The sequence below is a fragment of the Candidatus Schekmanbacteria bacterium genome, assembly GCA_003695725.1.
Classification (GTDB): Bacteria; Schekmanbacteria; GWA2-38-11; order GWA2-38-11; family J061; genus J061.
Genome location: RFHX01000303.1, coordinates 1 through 3,587 on the forward strand (window position 1 = coordinate 1; position 3,587 = coordinate 3,587).

The following is a 3,587-nucleotide window of genomic DNA, read 5'->3' on the forward strand; positions in this document are numbered from 1 at the left end:
ACTCCCATTACAAACAAAATAGGGATTCTTGCCCTTAAAAATTTCAATCAAACTGCCTGTTATGAAGAAGCAGAAAAATTTGAACCTGACCCTATTGTTGAAAAATATTATAAAGGTTCCAAATCCTGCTATGCCTGCCCAATCCATTGTAGTAAGAGATTCGAGATTCCTGAAGGCCCTTATAAGGGTGAGTGGGGAAATAAATTGGAGGAGGGTGTTGTAACACCCTTTGGCCCTACTGTTGGCAATTCTGATATCGCCTCAATCTTTAAAATCAATAATATGGTCAATCAATTTGGTTTGGATGCTCTCGAGTGCGGCGGGCTGATTGCTGTTGCTATTGATTGGTTCAAGAACGGGATTATTACTAAAAAGGATACAGATGGGCTTGAGCTTGATTGGGGGAAACCGGAGATTCTTATTAAACTTGTCGAAAAGATTGCAAAACGCCAGGATATAGGAGATATCCTTGCCGACGGCGCTTTGCGGGCAAGTGAAAAGATTGGAGGGAAGGCGGCAGAATATATAAGCCACAGCAAGGGAATGACTTTTGGTGGCATTGATTTGAGGATTATGAAAGGAATGGCTCTTTGTCTTGCTACATCAACAAGAGGGTGTGACCATCTGCGAGGAAGTGTGCCGACTGAAACAGTAGGAGGGCTTTCGAGGTTTACACCTGAGATGGCTGAAAAGATGTTTGGCTCACGGGAAGTTCTTGACCATAATTCATATTTTAAGGCTGTTGTAGCTATAAGGATGCAACATATTGCTGCTGTAACCGACTGTATGGAGATATGCCGTTTCGCTAGCGAGTCGAATGGAGGGGGATTAACGATAGAAGACCAAGTTGAACTCTTTAATGCAGTAACTGGATTGGATTTTTCTGTTGATGATGCCATGCATGCAGGCGAGAGGATATTCAATCTTGAAAGACTATACATAGTTAGAGAGGGGATTAGAAGAGGCGATGACCGCTTAATCGGGAAATGGGTAGAAGGTCCTGTCCCATCAGGGCAGTTTAAGGGGGATACTATAGATAAAGATAAATGGGAGTGGATGCTTGATGACTATTATGATAGAAGAGGATGGGACAAAAAAACGGGTATTCCAACAAAAGAAAAACTGATTTCTTTGGGGCTTTCGGAAGAAGCGGGTTGGCTTGATAGAATATAATCTATAATATGAATAATGAGAATCAACGCCCTCTCTATTCAGATAAGAAGACAATTTTTGTCCTTATGTTAATCCTTCTTGTTGCTGTCTTTCTTCGATTAATAGGAATTAATTTTGGTCTTCCATTGAGATTTCATCCTGATGAATGGTCACAAATTCTGCCTGCACTTTCAATGTTTGATGGGAATCTTCATCCCCGTTTTTTCTATTATCCCTCGTTTACAATCTATTGCTATTTTATTCTCTTTAAAATTGCATCTTTTATTGCACCCACTATTTTCAAGATAACCGCTTCAAACTCAACCTTTTGGTTGTTGGGGCGAATTGTTTCGGTTTTTTTTGGCACGGGAGTGGTTTTTCTTTCCTATCTCTTAGCTTCCAAACTCGATGGGAAAAAGGCAGGGCTCTTTGCGGCTTTTTTTGTTGCTATTTTCCCTCTTGAGGTTCGCCATTCACATTTTGCCATTGTAGATGTGCCTCTTTCATTTTGGATTTTGCTTGCGATTTATTTTTTATCTAACTGGGAGGGGAAGAATGATAAGTTTCACTTTTTGATTCTCAGTAGTTTTTTCGCAGGTGTCGCTTCTTCAACAAAATATACGGCACTCCCTCTGATTGCAGTGATTCTTATTTTATCTTTTTACTATTGCTCTTCAAGAATTAAAATTGATGATAAAAGTCGAAGATTATCTTCAACAGCTATAATGCTTTTTTTTGTTAGTTTAATCTTTTTTGCTTTTACCGTAAATCCTATTGAATCCTTTATTATTAATCTTTTCAAAGAAGTTTTCAGCGCTGATGGAATAATTCAGAAGGGAGACCTTGCTTACTTTTTCCTTCAAAAACTGGACAACGTCTTTAGAGTTTTAGCTTTCATATTTTTAGCCCTATCAGTTGCAGTTTATTTTATTCCCAATTTTGAAAGATTTTTTTTGATTAATATTTTTGACAAACGAATAATCATTCCGGCTTTGATAGCCGTGATTGTTTTTTTTGCAATTTCTCCTTACATTCTAATCGATTACAAGGGATTTCTGAATGACTTCAAGTTCTCTGTGAAAGTAACGAGTTTAGGATTTTATGGGGATAAGATTTGGTCGAACTTAGATGAATCTTTCCCATTGTTTACTTATTGGAAAATCTTTGTAAACAATTCAGGAATATTACTTTCGATTCTTTGTTTTGCAGGCTTGTTCTTCTCCATTGAAAAAAAGTTTCTTCCTCTTTTTCTATGGATTGGCATCTACGTTTTCATCTTAAGCTCGATGAAGCTTTCAATGCCGAGATTTTTATTACCTGTAAGTTCTATATTTTTGATTTTTGCAGGCATAGCATTGAGCAGAATTGGGGAGTTGATTTTGCGCAAAATTTCTCTGAATTATTTGAAGATTTTGATTACATCTTTAGCTCTTTTAATTATAGCATTGACGCCTTTTAACAAAACAATAAATATAGAAAGAGCATTTTTATCAAAAAACACATTAAATATTGCGTTTCGCTGGATAGAAAGAAATATTCCTGAAGGAAAGAAACTTCTGCTTGCAGGAATATCTCCTGATATGAGACTCTCTGAAAAAAGATATTTTGTTTCAAAGATAGAAAAAACGGACAATATTTATGATGTTAGGAATGAGTTTTCCTTGGACGAGGCAGATTATTTCATTTCAGGATATGCAACAGGGAGAAATGAAAAAATTCTTTATGGAAGAAAGAAAAAACTATTAAAAGCTTTTATACCCTCTAAAGACATTACAGGACCTAAGATATCAATTTATAAGATTGTTCATTAAAATTATTATGAATTAAGCCAGTCAAGTCAGATAGTGTTTAGAATATTTTATATGAATGTTGCTGAAGTTTTTTCTTTGACTTTAGCTTAAAAAATATCTCACGTTGTAATTGATGAATTCTGCTAATTGTTAATAGTTTTGCTTCTCCATTTCGCCAAATGTTTTATCCAGAAGGTTTTTCAGCGCTTTGTCTTTGTCTCTATAATCATCGAAAAGTTCGATAAAATCTGCTGTCATTCTTATCTCGGAAAGGGAATTCATTTCACCGCCTACAACTTGCTGATATCTATTCCATATCTTTTCAATATGCACTTCAAATCTTTTTTCAGCTTCTTTCATTATATTTTTTGTATAATATTCTCCACTAATTATGCTTCTTCGCATCAATTCATCTTTCAACTTCCTATATTCTGCCCTACACTGAAAGTAATCATTGCTTTTTTTGTCAATACCGCGGGGATAACTGCCAACGCGAAATGTTCTGCCCTGCACTGTCTTAGTTACTACTTCATTGCCTCCTGAATAAAGTGCACGAGGGATAATGACTTTGTCTATTCTATTGAGAAAATATTCTTTGAATTCATCATCTGAAAGTTTTTGCATTTCTTCCTGACTTATAAGAGG

The 3,587-nt window shown here is 35.9% G+C and carries 3 protein-coding genes; 2 read left to right on the forward strand and 1 reads right to left on the reverse strand.

Annotated elements, in window-relative coordinates:
• Both D6734_11330 and D6734_11335 read left to right on the forward strand, forming a co-directional pair.
• Window positions 1-1,173 (forward strand): hypothetical protein (locus D6734_11330; protein ID RMF92855.1); only part of this gene is annotated, 1,173 nt, incomplete at its 5' end.
• An 8-nt stretch (window positions 1,174-1,181) separates the two neighbouring features.
• A complete protein-coding gene (locus D6734_11335; protein RMF92856.1) occupies window positions 1,182-2,963 on the forward strand; it encodes a phospholipid carrier-dependent glycosyltransferase in 1,782 nt (593 codons plus the stop codon).
• A gap of 129 nt (window positions 2,964-3,092) precedes the next feature.
• Here the strand turns inward: D6734_11335 and D6734_11340 are convergent, their stop codons facing one another.
• On the reverse strand, window positions 3,093-3,566 hold the full coding sequence (locus D6734_11340; protein RMF92857.1) for a hypothetical protein: 474 nt from the start codon (window positions 3,564-3,566) through the stop codon (window positions 3,093-3,095).
• Window positions 3,567-3,587 lie beyond the last annotated feature (21 nt).

Excerpts from the sequence above, each read along its gene's own strand:
- D6734_11335 (RMF92856.1), top strand. The coding sequence starts at position 1,182 with ATGAATAATGAGAATCAACGCCCTCTCTATTCAGATAAGAAGACAATT.
- D6734_11340 (RMF92857.1), bottom strand. The coding sequence starts at position 3,566 with ATGCAAAAACTTTCAGATGATGAATTCAAAGAATATTTTCTCAATAGA.